This is a genomic window from Halomicrococcus pelagicus, assembly GCF_050954125.1.
In genome coordinates this window covers 194,785-218,591 of the sequence record NZ_JBPBWC010000002.1, presented here as the reverse complement: position 1 = coordinate 218,591, position 23,807 = coordinate 194,785, and the positions used below count along the sequence as shown (strand labels likewise).

Genomic DNA, 23,807 nt, shown 5'->3' with positions numbered 1-23,807 from the left:
AACCAGGTAAAGGCATATGATATGAATATTACATATTCGGATACGAATAATGGCGGTGAGCTGATACAGGAGTTCACGTACGACGCCGACCGAACGGACGGTCTCGTCGTCGGCATAAGCAAAGCGGTCGCGGAGGTGACCGACACGCCGCTGGAGGAACTCCCACCGCTGCAGGAGACGGTCGACTGCGACGCGCTGGAGAGCCTCTTCGAATCGTTCTCGGTCGGTCACGACATTGCACAGGTCCAGTTCCCGCTGAACGGATGTACAGTCCGCATCGACACGACGGGAACGATACAGGTGTATCACAGCAAGGACCAACTCGCGCCCGACGGATCCGGGTATTAGAAGTGTGCCGGAAGAACTGATATCGCTGGACGAGTTGGAAAAACGACTGACCGACCTCGTCGCGACGAGTGCCCGAAACGGCATCGACTTCGACCGCTCGTGGACGGTCCGCCCGTCCAAGGACGGGGTCCCCGACGTGATGATCGAGATAACGTATCTCGACGACGTCGACGGTCGCGGGAATCCGGCTCTGCCGGAAGATATCCGCGACGAGCGAACCTGACCCCCGGCGTCTACCCTGCGAACTCTTCTGTCGACTCTCTCCGGGCTGGTCCGGCGACCGCCGGCAGTCACCGCGCTCCGGAGCGACTGGTCTCCCGGAAACGTCGCGTTTCGAGCGACGCCGCCGTCGTTACCGGACACGTAACTCGTCGGCCAGTAGCGTTCCCCCGTACCGGGCCGGCGAACGGGGCGTGGCGCACGCGCCGTCGAACGCGCGAGCGGCGGAGCGACCAAACGACCGGCGTCGAAACCGGAGCGAGCGTGCCCGAGCCTCGACGCTGGTCGGGTCGACGCGTGGCCGTGGACGGGTGCCGCCGGTCCCACGACGCACGGTCGGCAACCTCCACGCCGGTCGGCCCGGCTGTGATGGCGGCACGACAACGGACGATTGAATCGATGACGACGGAACTGGAATCGCCGATACCATTCTGACGTTCGCCGAAGGGTTCAATACTACTTTGCCGAAAACCGAATCGTTCAGCGATGTGGGACATCGCTGGATACGGGTTGAACGGAGTCCCCGCTTTATCCGGACGTTCGGCGTCACCACAGAACTGGGTGGGAGTAATGTCGACGACACGCTCAGAACCAACAGGGACCAGTTCCCGCGATTTCTCGAAAGACGAGGTGTATGATGCGGTAAAAAATCTTCGACGCCGATATGTCCTGTATCATCTCAACGAACGCGGTCGACCGGTCCAGCTCGGTGAACTCGCCGAGCAGGTCGCCGCCTGGGAGAACAACATCGCCATCGAGGACGTCTCGCCGGAACAGCGCAAGTCGGTGTACAGTGCGCTGTATCAGACACATCTGCCGAAACTCGAGGAGATCGGCATCGTCTCGTACGACCGCCATTCGAAGGAGGTTTCGTTCACTGACAGCGCGCAGGACTTCGAACTCTACCTCGCGAACGACTCCGGGACGACGCTCCCCTGGCATCGCTTCTATCTCCTGCTGTCGGGACTGGGCGGTACGCTCGTCGCCGCCACGTGGGTCGGCGTCCTCACGGTCTCGTCTCTCGCCGTTACGACTGTCCTTCTCGGCCTGTTCGCGACCACCGCCTTGGCACACGTCTACGACCGCTACTGCTGGCAGCGGCGCTTCCGGGGGACGACCCCCGACTTCGCGCTGGAGTTCGGCGACCGACGCTGGTTTCGATGACGCTCCCCCGACCGGGGACCGCTGAACGACGTTCGCTTCTCGACCACCGGTCCGGACCACCCGGTACCGTTGTCGTCGCCGCGTGACCCAGAGAGTATACACGCACCTGCACATGGAAAGGCATTAATCCGCTCTGTCTGTACAGGAGAGTGAATGAGCCTGTCCGACTCGGATCGAGAACTGGTCGTCGCGGAACTGGGCCGCGATCCGACCCGGGCCGAGGAGGCCCTCTTCGAGAACCTCTGGAGCGAACACTGCGCGTACCGCTCCTCCCAGCCCCTGCTGACCGCGTTCGACGGGGACGGCAAGCACGTCGTCGTCGGTCCCGGCGACGACGCGGCGGTCGTCGCGCTGCCGGGCGACGCCGGCGAGACGGAGACGTGGATAACGATGGGCATCGAGAGCCACAACCACCCCTCGTTCGTAGACCCCTACGACGGCGCGGCGACCGGTGTCGGCGGCATCGTCCGCGACACGCTGTCGATGGGGGCGTACCCCATCGCGCTCGCGGACTGCCTCTACTTCGGCGACTTCGACCGGGAGCACTCCCGCTACCTGCTGGACGGCGTCGTTGAGGGCATCAGCGACTACGGTAACTCCATCGGGGTCCCCACCGTTGGCGGGAGCACGCAGTTCCACGCCGACTACGAGGGCAACCCGCTCGTCAACGTCGCCTGCGTCGGTCTGCTCGACGCCGACCGTCTCGTCACCGCGGACGCGAAGGAGGCCGGAAACGAACTCGTCCTCGTCGGTAACGCGACCGGTCGGGACGGACTCGGCGGTGCGAGCTTCGCCAGCGAGGACCTGGACGAGGACGCCGAGACCGAAGACCGCCCCGCGGTCCAGGTCGGCGACCCCTACACGGAGAAACTCCTCGTCGAGGCGAACGAGGAACTCGTCGACGGCAACCTCGTCGAGGCGGCTCGCGACCTCGGCGCGGCCGGCCTCGGCGGCGCGTCGAGCGAGATGGTGGCCAAGGGCGGTCTCGGGGCGGAGATCCGTCTGGAGGCGGTCCATCAGCGCGAGCCGAACATGAACGCCCTCGAGATACTGCTCGCGGAGTCACAGGAACGGATGTGCTACGAGGTCCGCCCCGAGAACGTCGACGCCGTGCGCGCGGTCGCGGAGAAGTACGACCTCGGCTGTTCGGTCATCGGCGAGGTGACCGAGGGGAACTACGTGTGCACGTTCGAGGGCGAGACGGTCGTCGACGCTCCCGCCGAGTTCCTCGGCGACGGCGCGCCGACGAACGACCTGCCCGCCGAGACCCCCGAGAGACCGGAGCGGAACCTGCCCGACGCCGACCTGGACGCGGCGTTCGAGGCCGTCGTCGGGTCGCCCAACTGCGCGAGCAAGCGCTGGGTGTACCGCCAGTACGACCACGAGGTCGGTACCCGGACCGCGACGCCGCCGGGCGACGACGCGGCCGTGATGGCCATCCGAGAGGCGAGCGGTGCGAGGCGCGAGCGAAGCGCGGGCATCGACGAGGCGAGCAGCGACGATGGGGAGACGGGAATCGGCCTCGCCGTCTCGGCGGGCGCGAACCCCAGCTGGACCGACGTCGCCCCCTACGAGGGTGCGAGGGCGGTCGCGCTAGAGAATGCGACGAACCTCGCGGCGAAGGGTGCGAGTCCGCTTGCGGCGGTCGACTGCCTGAACGGCGGGAACCCGGAGAAACCTGAGGTGTACGGCGGCTTCTCCGCCGTCGTCGACGGTCTCGCCGACGCGTGTTCGGCACTCGGCGTGCCGGTCGTCGGCGGTAACGTCTCGCTGTACAATGACTCGCCGTCCGGCCCCATCCCGCCGACGCCGACGCTGGCGATGACCGGAACGAAACCGGGGTACGACGCACCGCCGAGCACGCTCTCGGGCGAGGGCGACCTCCTGCTCGTCGGGGGCCCCACCGCGAGCGCGCTCGGCGGGTCGGAGTACCTCGCGCAGGTCGGCGGCAGCGACCGCTTCCCGGAACTGCCGGCGAACCCCGCCGCCGTGGTGGACGCGCTCCGCGAGGTGGCCGACGGGGACGGCACGCTCGCGGTCCACGACGTGAGCGACGGCGGCCTCGCGGTGACGCTGGCCGAGATGGTCACAGCCGAGGCCGGTGCGTCCGTCGAACTCGACGCGGACGACGCCGGCCCCGCGGAACTGCTGTTCGGCGAACTGCCGGGCCGCGCCGTCGTCGAGACGACCGCCCTTGAGGCGGTCCGGGACGTCTTCGACGGCGTCGCACCCGTGACGGCGCTCGGCAGCGCCGACGACTCCGGCGCGCTCGACCTGTCGGTCGGCGGGGCGTCGCTGCGTCGCTCGGCCGACGAGATAGCCGACCTGCGGGACGTGCTGGCGCGCGAACTCGACTGAGGACGCTCAGTCCCCGTTCGCCCGGTTCGGCGGTGGTCCGGCGCGGCGGCGGTGACGACCCGCGACGCTGCGACGGCCGACCGGTCTTCAACGGTCTTTCGGACTGTTCCTGACCGGCAAGTACGCCTAAGGGCCTGAACTCGTCACGTGAAACCGATGGACGTGGAACGAGAGTGGTGGAAAGAAGCCACGGTGTATCAGATTTATCCCCGGAGCTTTCGCGACTCGGATGGCGACGGCGTCGGTGACATCCCCGGCATCACCGAGAAGGCCGACTATCTGGACGAACTCGGCGTCGACGTCGTCTGGCTCAATCCGGTGTACGCGTCGCCGAACGCCGACAACGGCTACGACATCAGCGATTACCGGTCGATAATGGACGAGTTCGGGACGATGGAGGACTGGGGGCAGTTGCTCGCCGCGCTGCACGACCGCGACATCCGACTCATCATGGACCTCGTCGTCAATCACACCTCCGACGAACACGAGTGGTTCCGGAAGTCCCGCGAGTCGAAAGACAGCGACTACCGCGACTACTACATCTGGCGGGAGGGCGAGGACGGCGGTCCGCCGAACAACTGGGAGGGGGCGTTCGGCGGGTCCGCGTGGACCTACGACGAGCGGACGGGCGAGTACTACCTCCACCTCTTCGACGAGAAACAGCCGGACCTCAACTGGGACAACCCCGAGGTGCGCCAGCGCGTCTACGACATGATGGAGTGGTGGCTGGAGAAAGGCATCGACGGCTTCCGGATGGACGTCATTGACCTCATATCGAAAGCCGAGGGACTGCCGGACGGCGACCCCGACTCGGGGTGGGTCGGCAACGAACATTTCATGGGTGGACCACGCGTCCACGACTACATCCGGGAGATGTACGAGGAGGTGCTGCAGGGCCGCGACGTGATGACGGTCGGCGAGATGCCGGGCGCGACCGTCGACGAGGCCAAGCAGTACCTCGGCCCGGACGGCGACGGGCTAAACATGATATTCCACTTCGAGCACGTCACGCTCGACTACGGCGAGGACGGGAGTCGCTGGACGATGGGCGAGTGGTCGCTGCCGGAGTTCAAGCGCGTGTTCACGAAGTGGCAGACGGAACTGGAGGGCGAGGGGTGGAACAGCGCCTACCTCGGCAACCACGACTGGCCGCGGATGGTGTCGCGGTTCGGCGACGACGGCGTCTACCGCATCGAGTCGGCGAAGATGCTCGCGACGATGCTCTTCACCCTCCGGGGGACGACGTACATCTACCAGGGCGACGAGATCGGCATGACGAACTACCCCTTCGAGAGCGTCGAGGAGGTCCGGGACGTGAGCGCGCGGAACTTCGTCGAGCGCAAACGGAGCGAGGGCTACGACTTCGACGACGTCAAGGACGTCGTCCGCCACCGGAGCCGGGACAACGCCCGGACGCCGATGCAGTGGAGCGACGAGCAGTACGCCGGCTTCACCGACGGCGAGCCGTGGATTCCCGTCAACCCGGACCACGAGACGGTCAACGTCGACGAGGCGATGGCCAACGAGGAGTCCGTCTGGCACTACTACCGGAACCTGATAGACCTGCGCCACGAGAACGACGTGCTCGTCTACGGGGAGTACGACCTGCTGCTCGAGGAGGACCCCGACGTCTACGCCTACCTGCGCACCCTCGACGACGAACGGGCGCTCGTCGTCCTCAACTTCACGGAGAGCACGCCGACGTTCACGCTCCCGGTGGACGTGACCTACGACGAGGCGGAACTGATGGTCGGGAACTACGCCGTGGCGGGCCACGACCCCCGGTCCTTCGAGGTACGCCCCTACGAGGCGCGGGTGTACCGACTGACGTGACCCGGCGACGATATCCCAACCGATAGGTGTCTCGGGGGCCGACTCCATCGTCGTGAACTACCTCGCGTGGGCGGTCGTGGCGCTCGTCGGATACTCCATCTTCACGCCGCTGGTGAGCCTCGCGACCAACGAGATTCCGAGCACCGTCGTCGCACTGGTCGCAAACAGCATGCTCGCGCTGTCGGCCGCGGCCGTCATCGTCTACCGCGACCAACCGGTCGCGGCGTACCTCGTCGGCGAGAACGCCGTCTACATGTACGCCGCCGGCGTCTTCCTCTCCATCGGCATCATCGCCTACTACCAGGCGCTCGGTGCAGGGCCGGTCAGCGTCGTCGTCCCCATCTTCGGCATGTTCCTCGTCGGCAGTTCGCTGCTGGGCGTCGTCTTCCTCCACGACCCCCTCTCCTGGCGGAAGGCGGTCGGCATCCTGCTGGCCGCAATCGGCGTCTACCTGACGACGAGCTAGTCCTTCTCGCCCGCGCCGAGCGCGCTCTCGCCGACCTTCTCGTGGCCCTCGATGACCTCCTGGCCGCCCATGTACGGCCGCAGGACCTCCGGAATCGTCACGGTGCCGTCGTCGTTCTGGTAGTACTCGAGGATGGCTACAATCACGCGCGGCAGCGCCAGTCCCGACCCGTTGAGCGTGTGGAGATACTCGGCCGACTCGTGGCGGTCCGGCCGGTAGCGCAGGCCGGCGCGTCGGGCCTGGAAGTCCTCGAAGTTCGACACCGACGACACCTCGAGCCAGCGACCGCCCTCCTGGGGGCCGTCCTCCATGTCGTCGCCCGGGGCCCACACTTCGATGTCGTACTTCTTCGCCTGCTGGAAGCCCATGTCACCGGTACACATCGTGAGCACGCGGTACGGAAGACCGAGGCGCTCGAGGACCGCCTCGGCCTCCGAGAGCAGGCCTTCGAGACGGTCGTAGCTCTCCTCGGGACGGACGAAGTTCACCATCTCGACCTTGTTGAACTGATGGACTCGGACGTACCCCCGAGTCTCGGTCCCATGTTCTCCGGCCTCCCGGCGGAAGTTCGGCGAGAACGCCTGATGCTTGAGCGGGAGGTCGTCGTCGAGCAGAATCTCGTCGCGGTACATGTTCGTCACCGGCACCTCCGCCGTCGGGAGCAACCAGAGGTCGTCGTCGTCGTACTCGTCGTCCTGACGCGCGCCGATGCGGTAGGCGTCTTCGGCGAACTTCGGCAACTGGCCGGTGCCCTGCATCGAGGCGCTGTTGACCGGAATCGGTGGGAAGACGTCGGTGTACCCCTGCTCGCGGTGAACGTCGAGCATGAACTGCATGAGCGCGTACTCGAGGCGAGCGCCGTCGCCCTTGACGAACTGGAACCCGCCGCCGGTCACCTTCGCCCCGCGCTCGAAGTCGAGGATGTCGAGGTTCTCACCGAGTTCGTAATGCGGAATCACGTCGTCAGGGAGGTCCCGAAGGTCGTCGAACCCCTCGCGGTACCGCTCCACGTTGTCGCTCTCGTCTTCGCCGACGGGCACGGACTCGTGGGGGATGTTCGGAAGTTCGAGCATCGCTTCGTCGAGTTCCGCCTTCAGTTCGTCGGCGCGGTCCTCGACGCGCTCGAGTTCCGCCTTCAGCTCCTGCGAGCGGTCGATTGCCTCCTGGGCCTCCTCGTCATTGCCCTCCTGTTTCAGTTCGCCGATGGTCTGGCTGACCTCGTTGCGCTCGTGGCGCAAGTCGTCGCCGCGCGCCTTCAGTTCGCGCCACTCTTCGTCGATCTCCAGTACTACGTCGAGGTCCACGTCCTCGACCCCTTTCGTTTCGAGCGCCCGTCGGACCTCCTCCGGGTGCTCTCGCACGTACTTCCTGTCGAGCATTTCTACTCTGATTTTCAGTGTGGTTGCAAAAAACCGTATCGTTCGTGCGACCACGTGGCGGGCCACGGCCATCGGCGCGCCACCTCGCCGCCACCGCCTCGCCGCCCGCCCGACGCGAATCACTTTTGCCACTCGCCGACGCGAACGTAAGTATGACAATCGGAGACGTGCGCGAAGTCACGACCGGCGGATGCGAAGACCTCTACTACGTCGACACCGGGATGTACGACACCGAGGCGTACGGCGCGGTGTACGTCTTCGACGCCGAACGTCCGGCCATCGTCGACACGGGCATCGGCACCCACTACGAGCGCATCCTCGACGCCCTCGACGAGATCGGCATCGCGCGAGAGGACGTGGCGGTCATCGCGCCGACGCACGTCCACTTGGACCACGCAGGCGGCGCGGGGTTCCTCGCCGAGGAGTGCCCGAACGCCGACGTGTACGTCCACGAGAGCGGCGCACGCCACCTCGTGGACCCCGAGCGACTCGTCGAGGGAACGAAACGCGCCGTCGGGAACCAGTGGCAGTTCTACGTCGAACCCGAACCCGTTCCGGAGGACCGCGTCGTCAAACTGACCGACAGCGACGTTATCGACCTCGGCGACCACCAGCTCCGCACGATTCACACGCCGGGCCACGCGCCACACCAGGTCGTCTTCTACGACCCGGCGAACGACGCCCTGTTCACCGCGGACGCGGCGGGCATCTGGGTGCCGAGCGTCGAGCGGATACGGGAGACGTCGCCGCCGCCGAACTTCGACCTGGAGGCGTGTCTCGACGACGTCGAGACCGTCCGCGAACTGACGCCGACGACGCTGCTGTACCCCCACTTCGGGCCGCGACCGTACTCCGACGCGGCGATGGACGAGTACGAGGACGTCCTGTCGTCGTGGGTCGAGGCAGTCGCGGAGAAGCGGGCCGAACTCGGCGACGACGAGGCGATAATCGACCACTTCGTCGCGGAACAGGAGATGTCCGACGTCTGGGGGCCGACGAAGGCGGAGGCGGAGACGGCGATGAACGTCCGCGGCGTTCTTCGCTACCTCGACGTGCGCGACGAAGAGTGAGCCGCCGGCCCGGGGACCGACGGCGAAATCGCCGGGATACAACGAGACCAAACTTCCCGGGAGTTCTACACCAGCTTAATGGCGGGGGGCTCTGAACGGGTTGGTATGGAGTGGCGAGACGCGGAGGCGGAGTACACGGACCCGGTCATCGACCGGACCACGCTCCCCCGGATGTTCGAGGAGAGCGCGGCGCGACACGAGAACCGACCCGCCCAGCAGTACAAGGGCGGCGTCTACGACCGTTCGCTCACCGATGCCGCGCTTCCGGCGGCCCCGTCCGGCGAGTTCCGCACGCTGTCGTACGCCGAGATGCGCGACGTCGTCCGGAACCTCGCCGCCGGTTTCCGGGACCTCGGCGTCGCGCCCGACGACCGCGTGGGCATCTTCGCAGACACCCGGATGGAGTGGGCCCAGTGCGACTTCGGTCTGCTCGCTGCCAGCGCAGTCGTCACGACCGTCTACCGGAGTTCGTCGGTCTCGCAGGTCGAGTACCTGCTCCACGACCCCGACGCGTCCGGCGTCGTCGTCGAGAACGCAGAACTGCTGGACCGCGTCGACGCCGCCGACCTCGACCTGTCGTTCGTCGTCGTGATGGACCGCCTCCCGGCGGACCACGACGCTCGCGACCGCGACGACGTCTATAGCCTCGCTGCGGTCCACGACCGCGGCGCCGAGGCCTTCGACCGCGAGACCTACGAGTCGTGGCTCGACGACCGCGACCCCGGGGACCTCGCCACGCTCATCTACACTAGCGGCACGACCGGCCAGCCGAAGGGGGTCCGGCTCTCCCACTGGAACTTCCGGTCGAACGTCAACCAGTGTCGCAGACGGTTCGGCCCGCGCCCGGACAAGGACGTGCCGGTCATCGACGAGACGTCGCGCACCGTCTCGTTCCTGCCGCTGGCCCACGTCTTCGAACGGATGGCCGGCCACTTCCTGATGTTCGCCAGCGGCGCAACCGTCGCGTACGCCGAGAGTCCGGACACGCTCCGGGACGACTTCCAGGCCGTCCGGCCGACGACCGGCACGAGCGTCCCGCGCGTCTACGAGCGCATCTACGACGCCATCCGGTCGCAGGCCGAGGAGACCGAACTCAAGCGTCGCATCTTCGACTGGGCGACTGACGTTGGCCGGACGTACCACGAGACGGCGGACCCGGGGCTCGGTCTGCGCGCGAAGAAGGCGCTCGCGGACAGACTCGTCTTCGACAAGGTGAAAGAGGGACTGGGCGGTAACGTCGACTTCCTCATCAGCGGCGGCGGCAGCCTCTCGGCCGACCTCTGTGGGCTCTACCACGGGATGGGGCTGCCCATCCTGGAGGGGTACGGCCTCACCGAGACCTCGCCGGTCATCGCCGTCAACCCGCCCGAGGAGCCGAAGATAGGCACCATCGGCCCGCCTGTCGTCGACGAGCAGGTGACGGTCGACCCGGCCGTGGTCGGCGAGACGTTCGACGACGCCGACGGCGAGGTGGGCGAACTGCTCGTGAAGGGTCCGAACGTCACGGACGGCTACTGGAACCGGCCCGAGGCAACCGAGGACGCGTTCACCGAGGACGTTCCCGCGAGTGACGCGAACGGGAAGTTGAAAGCGGACGGCGCTTCCGGGAAGTGGTTCAGGACGGGCGACATCGTCGAGATTCGCCCCGACGGTTACCTCGAGTTCCGCGAGCGCGCGAAGGGCATCCTCGTGCTATCGACGGGCAAGAACGTCGCGCCCGGACCCATCGAGGACGCGTTCGCCGCCAGCGACGTCGTCGACCAGTGCATGGTGACGGGCGACGGACAGAAGTTCGTCAGCGCCATCATCGTCCCGAACTTCGAGGAGGTTCGCAAGCGGGCGACCCAAGAGGGCGTCGACCTTCCCGAGAGCCGCGAGGCGATCGCCCGGGACGACCGCGTGTACGAGTGGGTCGAGGAGAAGGTCGACCGCGTCAACGAGCAGTTCGAGTCCTACGAGCAGATAAAGCGGTTCCGGTTGGTTTCCGAGGAGTTCACCGAGGAGAACGACCTGCTCACGCCGACGATGAAGAAGAAGCGCCGGAACATCCTCGACCGGTTCGCCGACCGCATCGACGAGATCTACGCCGAGTAATCGGGGCGGCTCCCGGCGGCCGGCACCCTTGCGGTCGGTCGAACGACGCCCTCGCGACTGGTCACGGCCGCGTCTCGGCGACGGCGTTCACGTCGAGTTGCCGAAGTCTCCACAAACTCTTAACGTTCACGACGCTAACGTCCGACCATGGCATCGCCGCTCGATTCGCTTCCGCTCTTGCTCGTCATCGCCGGGGCGGGAGTGGCGCTCGCGGAGGCGCTCATTCCCGGCGCGCACTTCATCGTTCTCGGCGTCGCGCTCTTGCTCGCCGGTCTCGTCGCGCTCGTCTTCCCTCCCCTGGCCCAGCCGTTCATTCTCGCCGCGCTGGTGCTCGGATTCGGTGCCGTCGCCTTCTACGGATACCGAGAACTCGACCTCTACGGCGGGAAGGGAACGGGCCGCACCAGCGACTCGGACTCGCTGAAGGGAGCGACCGGCACGGTCACCGAACGCGTGACACCCTCGGAGGGGCAGGTGAAACTGGAGGCCGGCGGCTTCAACCCGTACTACGCCGCGCGCTCGATGGACGGCGAGATACCGGAGGGAACGGAGGTGATGGTCATCGACCCCGGCGGCGGCAACGTCCTCACGGTCGAACCGGTCGGACACATCGAGGATAGCATCGACCGCGAACTCGCTCGCGGTCGAGACGCCGACGAGCGCACGAGCGACGGCGGTGAGACCGACCGCGAGCGCGAAACCGAGGGCACCTGACTCCAGTCGCCGGCCAGAATTCGACCGCCGCCGGAATTTTCCGGGAAACGTGACCTCGAGAACGACAGAATACTTAACAGGTACTCGTCCTAACATTCGGGTATGCTACCAGTTGTACCCTTACAGAGCGCTCCCGGCGGGGGGACGTTCACGATAATCGCGCTGCTGTTCCTGGTCCTTGCCATCGTCACCATCTGGCAGTCCGTCGAGATCGTCGACGCGACGGAGAAGCGCGCGCTGACGGTGTTCGGCGAGTACCGGAAACTGCTAGAACCGGGCATCAACTTCGTCCCGCCGTTCGTCAGCCGCACGCACACCTTCGACATGCGAACCCAGACGCTGGACGTGCCGCGCCAAGAGGCCATCACGCGCGACAACTCGCCGGTCACCGCCGACGCCGTCGTCTACATCAAGGTGATGGACGCGAAGAAGGCGTATCTCGAGGTCGAGGATTACAAGCGCGCCGTCTCCAACCTCGCGCAGACGACGCTGCGCGCCGTGCTCGGCGACATGGAACTGGACGACACGCTCAACAAGCGCCAGGAGATAAACGCCAAGATCCGCCGGGAACTCGACGAACCCACGGACGAGTGGGGCATCCGCGTCGAGAGCGTCGAGGTCCGGGAGGTCAACCCGAGCAAGGACGTCCAGCAGGCGATGGAGCAACAGACATCCGCGGAGCGCAAGCGCCGCGCGATGATTCTGGAAGCGCAGGGTGAACGCCGGAGCGCCATCGAGACGGCCGAAGGTGACAAGCAGTCCAACATCATCCGCGCGCAGGGCGAGAAGCAGAGCCAGATCCTGGAGGCGCAGGGTGACGCAGTGTCGACCGTGCTCCGGGCGAAGTCCGCCGAGTCGATGGGCGAGCGCGCAGTCATCGACAAGGGGATGGAGACGCTGGAGTCCATCGGTCAGGGCGAGTCGACGACGTTCGTCCTCCCCCAGGAACTGTCCTCAATGCTCGGCCGCTACGGTAAGCATCTCACGGGCAGCGACGTCGAGACCGACGGCGACCAGCTCGACAGCCTGGAGTTCGACGAGGAGACCCGCGAACTCATCGGCCTCGACAACATCGAGGAGATTCTCGGCCAGATAGACGAGGAGGCCGAGATGGACGTCGAAGCGATGGAGCAGGAGGCACAGGCCATCAAGCAGGGCGAGGACCCCAAGAACATCAAGAGCGCCGACGAGGTCATCGAGGAGATGGACGCGGAGATGGAGGACCCTGACGAGATGGAGGTCTCCGAGGAAGAGCTCGAAACCGAGAAGTAACCGTCCCGACGCCCGGAGAACTGCCCTCCGAATCCTTCTTCTCCTACTCCCAGAGAGCGTAGAGGTCGTCGCGCGGCGGTTCCTGGAGTTCCTCGCCGTCTATCGCGAGCGCAGACTGGTCGGCGTCGACCGCGCGTCCGACGTCGGCGGCGTCGATGCCCGCCTCGTGGAGGGCGGCCAGCGCCGCTTCGACGCGGTCCTCGGGGACCGCGGCCAGCAGCGCGCCTGAGCCGAAGATAGAGAGGGGGTCGACGTCCATCGCGTCGCAGAGCCGACGGGTCGGCTCCCGGACCGGCACCGCGTCGCGGTCGACAGCGAGGCGGAGACCCGCCGCGCTCGCCATCTCCAGCAGGCCGGACACGACGCCGCCCTCGGTCGGGTCGTGCATCGCCGTGGCGTACTCCCGGAGAACGTTCGCGTCGGGGACGACGCTGATCTCGTCGAAGAAGTGCTCGGCGCGCTCGACGTGTTCGTCGGCCACCTCGCCGAGTTCGTCGCGGAAGTCGGTCGCGAGGATGGCGGTCCCCTCGATGCCCGCGTCCTTCGTCAGCACGAGGCGGTCGCCGGGGTTCACCCCGCCCGTCGGGACGAACTCGTCCGCGAGTCCCATGCAGGTCATCGAGACGGTGGGTCGCGAGAGGTCGGGTGCGTACTCGGCGTGACCGCCGACGACCGACACGCCCAGGGACTCGGCGGCGGCGTCTATCTGTCCCGTGACCGCGTCGAGGGTCTCGGGGTCGTCGTCAGGGAGGAAGACGACGTTCGTCAGCCAGCGCGGATTCGCGCCGCAGGCGGCCACGTCGTTGCACGCAACGTCGACGGCCAGGCTTCCGAGGCGCTTGCGCGCCAGCGAGAGCGGGTCGGAGCTGACGACCAGCGTCTCGTCGCCGACCCGTAGCGCGGCCGCGTCCTCGCCGTATCGCGGCCCGACCAGCACGTCGTTGTCGCTCGCGCCCGTCCGCGAGAGAACTAGCCCGAGCGCCTCGGGGTCGAGTTTGCCGATCATCTCGCTTTAGAGTTTCCGCGGCGCGAGCATGTGCGTTTCGACCGCGAGCGCCGGTGGCGGTCAGAACAGTCCGAACGAGTCTCGCACGTCCCGGTAGCAGTCGAGATACCGTTCCAGCACTCGCTGGTGGTCGTAGTCGGCGAACGCCTCGTTGACCGCCAGCGGTTCGAGGTCCGCCGCGGCGACGAGCGCCTCGGTGAGTTCCTGTTCGCTCGTCGTCCGGAAGGTACGGTCCTCGTTCTCGACCAGTTCGTGCGCGCTGGAGTCGACGTGGTACTCGACGACGCCCGAGCAGCCGCAGGCCAGCGCCCGCAGCAGGTCGGTCGGGAACGCCTCCCGCCGGGCCGTCTGGACGTAGACGTGCGCCCCCTTGAACACGGGAATCCGCTTCTCGACCGGCTGACTTCCGGTGAACTCCACGCGGTCGTCGATGCGGAGGTCCCGCGTCTGGCGTTCGTACCCGTCCCGCTCCGGCCCGTCGCCGATGACGACCACGTTCCAGTCGCGGTCCCGGAGCTCCGCCAGCGCGAGCAACAGGCTCTCCAGGTTGGCGTCCTCGTCGAGTCGCCGCGAGTACACCACGTCGGCCCCCTCGACGACCTGGGCCTCCCGGATGGCGTCCATGTCGATGCCGTTCGGAACGACCCGCACGTCGTCGCCGCTCGCACCGAGTTCCCGGACCCGGGTCTTCACCGTCTCGGAGGGAGCGACTATCTCGTCGGCCGCGCGGGCGGCCATCCGAAGGCCGCGGGCGTTCGCCTCCGCGGTCTCGGCTCGCGGGGCGTCGTACCAGTCCACCACGAGCGGCGCGCGGACGAGCGCGCTCGCGGTCTTGGCCGCGAGGACGTGTTTCGGCACCGCGGCGGCGTGGACGACGTCCGGTTTCGCGCGGCGGAGCGCTCCCGGAAGCGCCATGGCGAACCGCCGCGACGGTCCTTCCTCGGGCGGCTCGGTCGTCACCGCCCGGTACGTCACGTCGTCCTGTTCGAATGTCGCATGGTCGCCGTCCCACCACTGCGAGCAGAGGACGACCGCGTCGTGGCCCCGTCCCGCCAGTAGCTCGGCCGTGCGACGGAGCCGCCGGGTCGCCCCGGTGCTCTCCAGCTGGGCCGTCACTTCGGCGACGAACGCGACGCGCATACTCGCCGCCACGAAACGGGAAAGTTAAAATTTTCTTTCACGCGCGTCGGCGGGATGGAGCCGTCCCGCCGGACGACCCTCTGGTCGCCCGGACACCGGGGACGACGGGGAACCGACCATGACGGGGATTTTTACTCGCACCGTCCGTGCGAACGCGCATGGACGAAGCCGAACTGGCGGCGAAGATAGACCACACGGTCCTGGGGCCGGAGACGACCCCGGCGGACGTCGAGCGCGTCCTCGACGAGGCGAGCGAGTACGGGACGAACGCCTGCATCCCACCGTGCTACGTCGCGGAGGGGCGCGACTACGCCCCCGACGTGACGCTGGCCACGGTCGTCGGGTTCCCGCACGGCCAGCACGCGACCGTCGCGAAGCGCGAGGAGGCCGTCGCGGCCTGGGACGACGGCGCGGACGAACTCGACGTGGTGACGAACGTCGGTCGGCTGAAGGCGGGAGAACACGACCGCGTCCGGGAGGACATCGAGGAGGTCGTGGCGGCGGTTCCCGTACCGGTGAAGGTCATCATCGAGACGGCGCTCCTGTCCGACGAGGAGAAGCGAGACGCCTGCCGGCTGGCGAAGGAGGCCGACGCGGACTTCGTGAAGACGTCGACGGGCTTCGCGGCGACCGGCGCGCGCGTCGAAGACGTGGCGCTGATGAGCGAGTACTTGCCGGTCAAGGCCAGCGGCGGCGTCGGCGACTACGAGACGGCGCGAGCGATGTTCGACGCCGGGGCCGAGCGCATCGGCGCGAGCAGCGGGACGGCCATCGTCGAGGACTTCCGGCGTCGGCGGTAGCTCCGGTTCCCCGTGCGCCGCTCGTGACGACCGAGGCCGAATCGGCCGGTCGTCGCGGCTGGCGGCTCAGCGTCGGTCGTCGAGGTCACTACGGACGGCGACGCGACCCCGCCGACGGTCAGTCGTCGTCGCCGGCTTGCGGACTCGGCGCTCCCTCCTGGGCGCTGGACATCCAGCCGTCGATGTGGTTGGCGACGTAATCCTTGCCACCCCAGCCGAAGGAGACGCCGACGCCGATGGCGACGGCCGCGGCCAGTCCCCACGCGAGCGCCTGCGCGAAGACGTACAGTATCTGGACGTCGATGCCCATCGTGTCGAGACCGACGACGATGGCGATGAAGTAGAGGAAAAAGCGCGTTCCGTCGGCGAACCACGACGTGTAGGAGGTCCCGGTCGCCGCTCGCGTGCGGGTGATGGCGTCGCCGATGAAGTCTGCGACGACGAACCCCAGGACGATGACGAGCAGCCCCGCGATGAACGCCGGCAGGTAGGAGACTGCCGTGGCGACCCACTGCGAGAGGGTCGGAATCGCCAGCACGTTCGCGGCGGCGAGAATCGCCAGGGCGTACACGAACCACGCGCCGAGCTTGCCGAACGCGCCGGAGACGGCGCTCTCGGTGCCCCCGAGCATCCGCCCCAGCGGCGTATCCAGCACCATCCGGTCGAGTTCGACGCGGTCGGCGACGCGACTGATGACCGAGGCGACGACGCGTCCGACGATCCAGCCGATGAGCAGGATGACGAACGCGCCGACGAGTCGCGGCAGGAGCGCCACGAACCCCTGAAGGGGCTGCTGTATCCAGGACGGAAGGTTGCCGAGAACGCCTCCGTCTTGTTGGAGCACGATGCTTCCGAGTGTGTCGTATCGAATCATGGTTTCTCACTGGCCACAGTGCGGCCGTCCGGGAAACGTTCCGCGAGCGGTTTAGTTGTTGAGTGCCTGAACTGCCGGACGAACCCGGTAACGGCTGATAACTCACAGACCGCGCCGCGGTCGGCCACGACGGACGGGGTATCGACCCCGCCGGCGGCGACCGGCCGCCCTTCCGACGTTATCTGCTCGTTTCGACCGTCTGCGGAGTTCCCGAACGCGGAGTGAACTCGGTCGGGTCCGACGGTCGTCGGACACCGTCCCGGCGGGCGATTCGAGGCGGACGGGGAGACCGCGCCGTTTCGCTACCGAACCGGTCGTACACGTCGGATATCGGCGAAAAACCATATCTTCTAAGATACCGTTTAACTTTTGTGCCATCGACGGTGGTTCACGTCGCGGTGGCAGGGCTTCTCGCCACGTCGCTGCTCGCCGAACACTTCGACGGGCGCGCGGCGCTGGTGGTCATGGCCGCTGCCGCGGTGCCGGACCTGGATACGCTGGTGGGGTGGTGGGTTCCTGGGGGACACAGGGCCGTGTTGCACACGCTCCTGTTTCCGGCGGCGCTCGGAGTACTACTGTTCGTCGGCGAGTCGCGGCTTCGAGCGCGGTGGGGGGAGTACGGGACGCGAGTCGCGTGGGTGAGTCTCTGCTCGCTGCTGGTCGCCGGCATCGGTCTCGACTTCTTCTCGAACGGCGTCAACCTGCTCTATCCCGTCCACGACCAGTTCTACAGCGTCTCGGGAGAGATAGCGATATCGAACGAAGAGGGGCTCGTCCAGTCGCTGCTGGAGGCGAAGGGGTCGACCGAAACGACCCACTACAGCACCGGTTTCGACCTCGCGCCAGGGGCGGACCCGGCGGGGGAAGAACGCACCTTCCCTATCGTCCGGTCGGGACGGGGGCTGTTGCTCGGGGTGACCAGCATCGCCGTCGTCGGCTTCCGCGCGTGGGAGGCACGGAAGAAGTAACACCGCCCCCTGCGAACGTGGCCGTATGGACGTCCGACCGTACGACCCCGGGCGCGACGCCGACGCGCTGTGGGCGCTGAAGCGCGCGTTCGAACTCGGACTCGGCGACGGGACCGGCAGCGACGACAAGGCCGACAGGTACGCCGCTAAAGTGACCGACGCGTACCGGCGGCGCTACCTCGACTGGGTGGACCGCTGCGTCGCGGACGACGAACGCTGCGTCACCGTCGCCGCCCCCGAGGAGGCCGGGGCGGACGAGGCGCTCGCCGGCTACGCGTTCGTCCTCCCCGAGCGCCTCGCCATGATATGGGACGCCGCCGTGCTGAACGAGATATATGTCCGACCCGAGTACCGCGGTACGGGCGTCGCAGACGACCTCGTCGCGGCCGCCGTCGCGCTCGCCGAGTCCCAGGACCTGCCGCTGGACCGTCTGGTGCTCGACGTCGACCGCGAGAACGACCGTGCGCGGGCGTTCTACGAGCGCCACGGTTTCGAACACTGGGGTGAGATGGTCGCGCGGAAGCTCTGAGTCGGGAAACCAGCCGTTACCCGCCTGCCGTCGACGGACTTCGCCGCTACAGCGGTTCGCCGAAGGCGTAGACGGTCTGGTGGCCCGTCACTTCGACGTCGAGGAAGTCGCCGGGTTCGACGCCGTGTTCGCTCGCGTTCTGGACGATGACCTGCCGGTACGCGGAGTCGCGACACTTCACGGAGTCGCCGGTCCCCTCCTCGACGGCCAGCACGCGGCGGCGGTCGCCGACCATCGACTCGTAGGCCTCGGCGACCACGTCCATCTTCAACTCGGACATCGCCTTCGAGCGGTCCTTCTTCACCTGGCCGCCGAGGCCCTTCATCTCGGCGGCGTCGGTGTTCGGGCGCTTCGAGAACCGCGTGACGTTGATCTTCTCCGGCCGGACCTCGCGGAGCAGGGCCATGCTCTGCTCGTGGTCGCGCTCCGTCTCGGTCGGGAAGCCGACGATGAAGTCCGTCGAGAGCGTCCAGTAGTCCAGGGCGTCGTCGAACGTCTCGACGACCTCGACGAACTCCTCGACCTGGTGCTGGCGGCGCATGTCGCCGAGCACGTCGTCGCTGCCGGACTGGACCGGCGCGTGGATGAAGTCGTAGAGCTTCTCGTGCTCGGCGAAGGTCTCGGCGAGTTCCTCGCGGATGCCGTGGACGCCCTTCGGGTTCGCCATCCCGACCCGGACCCGGAACTCGCCGTCTATCTCGGTGCAGATACGCTCCAGCAGGACGTGGAGCTTGCGCTCCCCGTCGTCCCAGCCGTAGACGCCCGTGTCCTGGCCCGTGATGCGGAGCTCCTTCGCGCCGGCGTGGACGAGCGCGCGGGCCTTCTCGACGTTCTCCTCGACGGAGGGTGAGTCTATCTTGCCCGTCGCGTGCTTCGTGATGCAGTACGAGCAGTCGCTCATACAGCCCCTGGCGATGGGGAGGATGCCGACGACGCCGTCCAGCACCGGTTCGACGCCTGGGCCGGGGTTCGGACACTCGCCGTTCGTCACGGCCGTCGGCACGTCGTCCCAGTGGAGCACCTGGGCGTCGACGTCCTCCTCGCGGAACTGCTCTCCCTGCGCCAGGGCCATACAGCCGGTGACGATGAGGTCGGCGGTCTCCTCGTCGAGTTCCCTGGCCCGGCGCAGCATGTTCCGCTCCGTCTTCTCGACGACGGTGCAGGTGTTCATGATGGCGACGTCGGCCTCGTCCGGTCCGTCGACGCGGTAGTGGCCGGCGTCGCGGAGCGCGGACTCTATCTGGCGGCTCTCGCCGCGGTTGGAGGTGCAGCCGTACGTCTCGATGTGGTACCGGGCCATTCGCTGACGGAACGTTCTCGCTACGCGGGCAAAAACGCGACGAATCGACGAGACTCCGGCGGCGGCCCGCCGGCCGGCCGCCGAACACCGACGCGACGGTCGGGCCGTCGAGAGCGACGCGCTCTTCCGCGGTGGCCGCGCCCCGACCACCGCACGGCCACCCCGCGGAAACCGAAAACGCCGTTTCGCACGCGTTTCGAGCGCGTCAACGGCCGCCTAACTCTCGCTCGGACCGAACTTTCAAACCCGTCGGCGTCGTCTTGACGTCGTATCATGACCGTCTGCTCCGCCGTCGTGCTGGCCGCCGGGGAGGGTGCTCGCCTCCGGCCGCTCACCCGGAACCGGCCCAAACCGATGCTGCCGGCGACGACCCGGCCCGTCCTGTCGTACGTCCTCGACGCGCTCGTCGAGGCGGGCGTCGAGGAGATGACCCTCGTGGTCGGCTACCGGCGCGACCGGGTACAGGACCACTTCGGGGACGAACACCGCGGCGCGAGCCTCTCGTACGTGGTCCAGGACGCGCAACTCGGTAGCGGTCACGCCCTGCTGACCGCCCGCGCGGCGGTCGACGGCCCGTTCCTGGCGGTCAACGGCGACCAGGTCGTCGCCCCGGAGGTGGTCGCCGACGTGCGCGAGGCGTTCGGCGACGGCGTCGCGGACGGCCACCCGACGGCGGCGCTGGCCGTCGTCGAGCGCGCCGACGTGAGCGAGTACGGCGCGGTCGTGCTGAACGACGACCGCGTCACCGAACTTGTGGAGAAGCCGGGCTCCGACCGGTACAGCCTGCTCAACGCCGGCGTGTACGCGTTCGACGAGGGAATCTTCGACGCCCTCGACTCGACGCCGCGGGTCGACGGGGAGCTGGCGCTGACCGACACGCTCCGTCGACTCGTCGCCGCCGGGCGCGTCCAGGGCGTCCGGACGAGCGGCTCCTGGGTCGACGCGACCCGTCCCTGGGACCTGCTCTCCGTCTCCCACGAACTGCTCGTGGCCGGCTGCGTCGACGAACCCGAACGCGACGAGCGCGTCTGGGTCGCCGACGGGGCCGACGTGCACGAGAGCGCCACCCTCCGGCCGCCGGTCGTCGTCGGAGCGGACTGTACGGTAGCGGCCGGGGCCGTCGTCGGTCCCGACGTCGCGCTCGGGCGGAACGTGACCGTGGGTGCGAACGCGGTCGTCGAGGCGTCCGTGCTCGACGACGACACCCGGGTCGGTCCCAACGCCACCCTCGTGGACTGCGTGACGGGACAGGGCGTCCGCCTCGGTGCCGGGGCCACCGTCCCGGGCGGACCCGGCGACGTGCGCGTCGACGACGTCGTCCACGAAGACGAGCGACTCGGGGCGCTGCTGGCCGACCGCGTCCGCGCCGCGGGCGACGCGAGCTTCGCGCCGGGGACGCTCGTCGGCCCGGGGACGACCATCGCCGCCGGCGCGTCGGTCTCCGGCACCGTCGCAGAGCAGGCGACCGTCGTCCGATAACGAACGATCCGGACGACAATCGTTCCCGCTCGTGCCACAATTTTTATGCACGCGTCGGTCGATATTTCGAACGAGTAACCCGTGAAAATCCTCGATTCCGAGCGACTGCGTCGTCAGGAGCCAGATGGTGACTGACATCTTACACACGTCGACGGTACCGTCGTTTGCTGAATCGAAGGGGCTATAAGTATGCTAGAACAGTGTGACGATATGGCTTCCGAGCGGGCGCCTGTATCTGTCGTTATTCCCGTCTACAACGACCCTCGGGGGATTCGGATGACGCTCGACGCCGTGACGGCCCAGACCTATCCGTCGGACGCGTACGAGGTCCTGGTCGCCGACAACGGCTCGACCGACGACACCCGCGAAGTGGTCCGGGAGTACGTCGACCGGTTCCCGGACCTCGTGACGCTTCTTGTCGAGGACGAAGTGCAGGGTCCAGCGGCCGCCCGGAACGAGGCGATCAGGAACGCCAGCGGCGACATCATGGCGTTCATCGACGCCGACATGACGGTCGAGGAGACGTGGCTGGAGGACGCCGTCGAGTCGCTCGAAGGCAACGACTGGGACTACATGGGCTGCGACGTCGAGATATACGTCGAAGACGGAAAGGACACGCTCACGGCCAAGTACAACCAGATATTCGGTTTTCCCATCCAGCGGTACATCGAGGAACAGCAGTTCTCCGGCACCGGCTGTCTCGTCACACGGAAGGAGGTGTTCGACGACGTCGGCCTGTTCGACGAGCGCCTGTTCTCCGGCGAGGACGAGGAGTTCGGCAACCGCGTCCACGACGCCGGCTTCGACCAGCACTACCAGCCGGCGATAACGATGTACCATCCCGCCCGGGCGTCGCTGCCCTCCTTCCTGAAGAAGCACTTCCGACTCGGTCGCGGGAAGGCCCAGATGCAGCGCTACCACCCCGAGCGCGTCGAAAAACCGAGCGTTCTCAACCCGCGTCACTACCTCCCGCCTCACCCGGTACGATTCTACCGGCGGGTGACGGAGGCGGCGTCGGTGTCAGCGACCGACGTCCTCCTGCTGTATCTCATCGCGTACGCGAAGCGGCTGACCGCGACCGCCGGCTGGGCGTACGAGCACTTCGGCTCCGAGGAGAGCTAGAGCTCCGGCGCCAGACTCCCGTCCGGCCGACCGGCGTTCGTCCCCCACGCCGTCACCGGAAAGAATCCCCGTGACGACAGCTATTTGGGTGCTGGAGCGCCAAGCATACACGGAAATCCCATGACATCGCTCATGGACACGCCAGGCCCCAGCCAGGGGCGGTTCACCACACATGGACGATACAGCGAAATATCTCATTCACGCCGACATCACTGCCGACGGGGTGGTAGAGCGGAGTGACGTCGTCGGTGCGATCTTCGGCCAGACCGAGGGTCTGCTCGGGGACGACCTCGACCTGCGCGACCTCCAGCAGTCCTCGAAGGTCGGTCGCATCGACGTGAGCGTCGACAGCGAGAACGGCCAGTCGTTCGGGCACGTCACCATCGCCAGCAGCCTCGACAAGGTCGAGACGGCCATTCTCGCCGCCGCCCTCGAAACCATCCAGCGCGTCGGTCCCTGCCGCGCCAGCGTCAGCGTCGCCAGCATCGAGGACGTGCGCGCGGCCAAGCGACGGGAAGTCGTCGACAGGGCGAAGGAACTCCTGTCGTCGTCGTTCGACGACAGCGTCATGACCAGCGACGAGATACTGGAGGAGGTTCGCCGGAGCGTCCGCGTCGAGGACATCACCGAGTACGAGGGACTGCCGGCCGGCCCGAACGTCGTCGACAGCGACGCCGTCATCGTCGTGGAGGGCCGGGCGGACGTGCTGACCCTGCTCCGATACGGCGTCAAGAACGGCGTCGCGGTCGAGGGGACGAACGTCCCCGACTCGGTCGCCGAACTCACCCAGGAGCGCACGACGACGGTGTTCCTCGACGCCGACCGCGGCGGCGACCTCATCCGGAAGGAGCTCGAACAGGTCGCCGACGTCGACTACGTGGCGGTCGCGCCCTCCGGAAAGTCCGTCGAGGACCTCTCGCGCGACGAGGTGATGACCGCGCTCCGCAACAAGCGGCCCTTCGAATCATTCGTCGAGGGCGAGACGGCGACCGCGACCGACGGCAGCGTCTTGCCTGCTCCCGAACGCGACCCGTCCGATTCCGATACCGACCCGTCCGTCGACGGAGAGGACGTAGCGACGGATGCGGATGCAGCGACGGACGCGGACGGGACCGTCGCGACGGACGGCGCGAGCGCGTCCGGCCCGGCCGAATCGGAGACGACCGCCTCCCCTGCCGGGTCGGGTGCGTCCGCGTCGACATCGCCCGCCGACGCCGAGACGCCGGCCGTGGCGTCGACCGCGACCGAGGACGAGCCGTCGACCGGCACCGACGAGGACGCCTCCGACGAGGCCGACGACGACACCACTTCCGACGGAGAGTCCGAGGCGGATTCGGCCCCCGAGACGCTGCGCGGGCACGTCGACGCGGTCGTCGGGGGCGAACGGGGAACCACCCGCCTCCTCGACGCGGCGTTCTCGGTCGTCGACGAGGTGCCGGCCGAGGAGGCGTTCGACGCCGTCGAGAGCGCGGCGGAGACGCCGCACGCCGTCGTCGTCGACGGGACCGTCGGCCAGCGTCTCCTCGACGTGGCGGCCCAGCGCGGCGTCGACCACGTCGTCGCCCGCGAGGAAGGCGAGTTCGTCAAGAAACCGACCAGCGTGCGCGTGCTGACCGCCGACGGCATCTGAAGCGCCGCAACTACCGGAACTCGTCTTTTCTCTCGACCCGGG

Annotated in this window: 21 protein-coding genes; 16 read left to right on the top strand and 5 right to left on the bottom strand. The window is 67.6% G+C overall.

Going from position 1 to position 23,807, the window contains the following annotated elements:
• The first annotated feature begins 21 nt into the window (after positions 1-21).
• The 6 genes from ACRYA2_RS05820 to ACRYA2_RS05795 all read left to right on the top strand — a co-directional run bounded on the left by ACRYA2_RS05820 (position 22) and on the right by ACRYA2_RS05795 (position 6,388).
• On the top strand, positions 22-348 hold the full coding sequence (locus ACRYA2_RS05820; protein WP_433625167.1) for a HalOD1 output domain-containing protein: 327 nt from the start codon (positions 22-24) through the stop codon (positions 346-348).
• Between the two features lie 4 nt (positions 349-352).
• Positions 353-571 (top strand): hypothetical protein, encoded by a 219-nt coding sequence (locus ACRYA2_RS05815; protein WP_433625164.1) that lies wholly within the window; start codon positions 353-355, stop codon positions 569-571.
• A 566-nt stretch (positions 572-1,137) separates the two neighbouring features.
• Positions 1,138-1,731: a DUF7344 domain-containing protein gene (locus ACRYA2_RS05810; protein ID WP_433625162.1), complete on the top strand. Its 594-nt coding sequence runs from the start codon at positions 1,138-1,140 to the stop codon at positions 1,729-1,731.
• A gap of 153 nt (positions 1,732-1,884) precedes the next feature.
• A complete protein-coding gene (gene purL / locus ACRYA2_RS05805; protein WP_433625159.1) occupies positions 1,885-4,089 on the top strand; it encodes a phosphoribosylformylglycinamidine synthase subunit PurL in 2,205 nt (734 codons plus the stop codon).
• A 156-nt stretch (positions 4,090-4,245) separates the two neighbouring features.
• Positions 4,246-5,922 (top strand): glycoside hydrolase family 13 protein, encoded by a 1,677-nt coding sequence (locus ACRYA2_RS05800; protein WP_433625157.1) that lies wholly within the window; start codon positions 4,246-4,248, stop codon positions 5,920-5,922.
• Between the two features lie 52 nt (positions 5,923-5,974).
• Complete coding sequence (locus ACRYA2_RS05795; protein ID WP_433625154.1) at positions 5,975-6,388, top strand: EamA family transporter; 414 nt, start codon at positions 5,975-5,977, stop codon at positions 6,386-6,388.
• Here the strand turns inward: ACRYA2_RS05795 and serS are convergent.
• Complete coding sequence (gene serS / locus ACRYA2_RS05790) at positions 6,385-7,767, bottom strand: serine--tRNA ligase (RefSeq protein ID WP_433625151.1); 1,383 nt, start codon at positions 7,765-7,767, stop codon at positions 6,385-6,387. The two genes, ACRYA2_RS05795 and serS, sit on opposite strands and share 4 nt — an antisense overlap.
• Before the next feature lie 152 nt (positions 7,768-7,919).
• Between serS and ACRYA2_RS05785 the strand changes: the two genes are divergently transcribed.
• The 4 genes from ACRYA2_RS05785 to ACRYA2_RS05770 all read left to right on the top strand — a co-directional run bounded on the left by ACRYA2_RS05785 (position 7,920) and on the right by ACRYA2_RS05770 (position 12,917).
• Entirely contained in the window at positions 7,920-8,837 is a 918-nt protein-coding gene (locus ACRYA2_RS05785) for an MBL fold metallo-hydrolase (protein ID WP_433625148.1), read from the top strand.
• A 105-nt stretch (positions 8,838-8,942) separates the two neighbouring features.
• A complete protein-coding gene (locus ACRYA2_RS05780) occupies positions 8,943-10,931 on the top strand; it encodes an AMP-dependent synthetase/ligase (protein ID WP_433625145.1) in 1,989 nt (662 codons plus the stop codon).
• 147 nt (positions 10,932-11,078) lie between these two features.
• Positions 11,079-11,645, top strand: coding sequence for an NfeD family protein (locus tag ACRYA2_RS05775; RefSeq protein WP_433625143.1), 567 nt, complete (start codon positions 11,079-11,081; stop codon positions 11,643-11,645).
• A 102-nt stretch (positions 11,646-11,747) separates the two neighbouring features.
• The gene (locus tag ACRYA2_RS05770; RefSeq protein ID WP_433625141.1) at positions 11,748-12,917 is read left to right on the top strand and encodes an SPFH domain-containing protein; all 1,170 of its coding nucleotides are present in this window, start codon (positions 11,748-11,750) and stop codon (positions 12,915-12,917) included.
• Between the two features lie 43 nt (positions 12,918-12,960).
• Here the strand turns inward: ACRYA2_RS05770 and ACRYA2_RS05765 are convergent, their stop codons facing one another.
• Both ACRYA2_RS05765 and ACRYA2_RS05760 read right to left on the bottom strand, forming a co-directional pair.
• Complete coding sequence (locus tag ACRYA2_RS05765) at positions 12,961-13,923, bottom strand: AIR synthase family protein (protein ID WP_433625139.1); 963 nt, start codon at positions 13,921-13,923, stop codon at positions 12,961-12,963.
• Positions 13,924-13,983: 60 nt separating this feature from the next.
• Positions 13,984-15,063, bottom strand: coding sequence for a glycosyltransferase (locus tag ACRYA2_RS05760; protein ID WP_433625137.1), 1,080 nt, complete (start codon positions 15,061-15,063; stop codon positions 13,984-13,986).
• 158 nt (positions 15,064-15,221) lie between these two features.
• Between ACRYA2_RS05760 and deoC the strand changes: the two genes are divergently transcribed.
• Positions 15,222-15,863 carry a deoxyribose-phosphate aldolase gene (deoC, locus tag ACRYA2_RS05755; RefSeq protein WP_433625135.1) on the top strand — a complete coding sequence of 214 codons (642 nt, stop codon included), beginning with the start codon at positions 15,222-15,224 and terminating at the stop codon, positions 15,861-15,863.
• A 118-nt stretch (positions 15,864-15,981) separates the two neighbouring features.
• Here deoC and ACRYA2_RS05750 read toward each other — a convergent pair whose 3' ends face one another.
• Complete coding sequence (locus ACRYA2_RS05750) at positions 15,982-16,737, bottom strand: mechanosensitive ion channel family protein (RefSeq protein ID WP_433625133.1); 756 nt, start codon at positions 16,735-16,737, stop codon at positions 15,982-15,984.
• A gap of 398 nt (positions 16,738-17,135) precedes the next feature.
• On the opposite strand from ACRYA2_RS05750, the gene ACRYA2_RS05745 reads away from it, so the two are divergent.
• Together ACRYA2_RS05745 and ACRYA2_RS05740 are read left to right on the top strand one after the other, a co-directional pair.
• Positions 17,136-17,705 carry a metal-dependent hydrolase gene (locus ACRYA2_RS05745; RefSeq protein WP_433625131.1) on the top strand — a complete coding sequence of 190 codons (570 nt, stop codon included), beginning with the start codon at positions 17,136-17,138 and terminating at the stop codon, positions 17,703-17,705.
• A gap of 25 nt (positions 17,706-17,730) precedes the next feature.
• Positions 17,731-18,234: a GNAT family N-acetyltransferase gene (locus ACRYA2_RS05740; protein ID WP_433625129.1), complete on the top strand. Its 504-nt coding sequence runs from the start codon at positions 17,731-17,733 to the stop codon at positions 18,232-18,234.
• Positions 18,235-18,280: 46 nt separating this feature from the next.
• Here the strand turns inward: ACRYA2_RS05740 and ACRYA2_RS05735 are convergent, their stop codons facing one another.
• A complete protein-coding gene (locus tag ACRYA2_RS05735) occupies positions 18,281-19,534 on the bottom strand; it encodes a tRNA (N(6)-L-threonylcarbamoyladenosine(37)-C(2))-methylthiotransferase (RefSeq protein WP_433625127.1) in 1,254 nt (417 codons plus the stop codon).
• Positions 19,535-19,807: 273 nt separating this feature from the next.
• Here ACRYA2_RS05735 and ACRYA2_RS05730 point away from each other — a divergent pair, with 273 nt between their 5' ends.
• From ACRYA2_RS05730 to dnaG, 3 genes are all read left to right on the top strand, one after another.
• Complete coding sequence (locus tag ACRYA2_RS05730; protein ID WP_433625125.1) at positions 19,808-21,013, top strand: sugar phosphate nucleotidyltransferase; 1,206 nt, start codon at positions 19,808-19,810, stop codon at positions 21,011-21,013.
• Between the two features lie 210 nt (positions 21,014-21,223).
• Complete coding sequence (locus ACRYA2_RS05725; RefSeq protein ID WP_433625123.1) at positions 21,224-22,135, top strand: glycosyltransferase; 912 nt, start codon at positions 21,224-21,226, stop codon at positions 22,133-22,135.
• 172 nt (positions 22,136-22,307) lie between these two features.
• A complete protein-coding gene (dnaG, locus tag ACRYA2_RS05720) occupies positions 22,308-23,765 on the top strand; it encodes a DNA primase DnaG (RefSeq protein ID WP_433625121.1) in 1,458 nt (485 codons plus the stop codon).
• The last annotated feature ends 42 nt before the right edge of the window (positions 23,766-23,807 follow it).